Origin of the sequence: Blastococcus sp. KM273129, assembly GCF_021698995.1 — a bacterium.
Lineage (GTDB): Bacteria > Actinomycetota > Actinomycetes > Mycobacteriales > Geodermatophilaceae > Blastococcus.
This window is the reverse complement of sequence record NZ_SSXB01000166.1, coordinates 1-1,201: the sequence shown is the minus strand read 5'-3', so window position 1 is coordinate 1,201 and position 1,201 is coordinate 1. Positions and strand designations below refer to the sequence as shown.

The window sequence follows — 1,201 nt, the reverse complement described above, 5'->3', positions numbered from 1 at the left end:
TCGGTGCGGCTGTTCGCGCCGTCGGAGACCACCGCCGCCCGCGCGCAGCTTGGCTCGCGCCGGTTCAAGACCGATGACCGGGACTGCGCCGCGCTGACCTATCTGGCCCGCCAGGGGCAGGGCCGGCTGGTCACCGACCGGCTCGAGGACGCGCTGGCCGCCGCGGTCCGGCACCGCCGGGGCCTGGTCGCCGAACGCAAGGTCGCCCAGCAGCGGCTGCACGACCAGCTCAACGCGCTGTGCCCGGGCCTGTCCGCGCCGGCCGGGCACGGCCGGGCGCTGAAGCTGGAAGGCGTCATCGGGCAAGCGGTGCTGGACTGCGCGGTCGCCTTCGCCGGGCGGCCGCCCTCGGTCCGGTCGCTGCGGTCCCGCGCCCGCGGCCGGGTCCTCGACGCCGAGGCGCAGTTCTGGGTCCACCGGTGGCGGACCTGCCTGCCCCCGCCGGCCGACGCGCCGGCCCGCGCTGCTCGGCTGGGCCGCGGCCTGCTCCGCTGGCGGGCATTGACCGCCGACATCACCGCTGTCGACGACGACCTCACCGGCCTGCTGGCCGGCACCGACGGACAGGTCTTGACCACCCTTCCCGGCGTGGCCACCAGCCGGGCAGCCGCGTTCGCCGCCTTCAGCCTGCCCATCGCCCGCTTCCCCAGCGCAGAGCACCTCTACTCGGCCACCGGCCTGGCCCCGGCCAGCTACCAGTCGGCCACCCTGAACCGGCGCGGTCGCATCTCCCGCCAGGGGCTGCCCGAACACCGTGACGCCCTGATGAACCTGGCCTGGGGTCTCTCTCAGCACTGCGGCGTGTTCATCCAGCGCCACGACGAGCTGCGCGCCCGAGGCATGCGCCCCATCCCGGCCCGGGTCGCCCTCGCCCGCCACGCCTGCCGGCTGGCCTACACGCTGCTGAAGACCCAACACCCCTTCGACGAACAGCGCTACCGTCGAGCCCGGCACCAGAGCGAGCGGTGACGGCTGCGACAGCTATGCCGCACGACGGCGCAACCTAGCTTGCCGCCCGCTCGCCCTGGGGCCGCCTACGGCGCACACGAAAGCCAGCCGCTCGACGGCGTCTGATCAGCCTGCCGAACCTGGCCCCACCGCCGGACCCGACCACCGCGCTGCACCCCACGGCCGGACGCTGAAGCACCCGGCCCGATGCCCCCTGCCCGCTACAGCTCTTGACTGGCGAGGCGAAAGCTAG

The 1,201-nt window shown here is 74.8% G+C and carries 1 protein-coding gene; it reads left to right on the top strand.

Annotation, left to right across the window (positions count from 1 at the left end):
- A partial coding sequence (locus tag E9565_RS21845; protein ID WP_236836718.1) for a transposase occupies positions 1 to 969 on the top strand: 969 nt, incomplete at its 5' end.
- Positions 970 to 1,201: the final 232 nt, after the last annotated feature.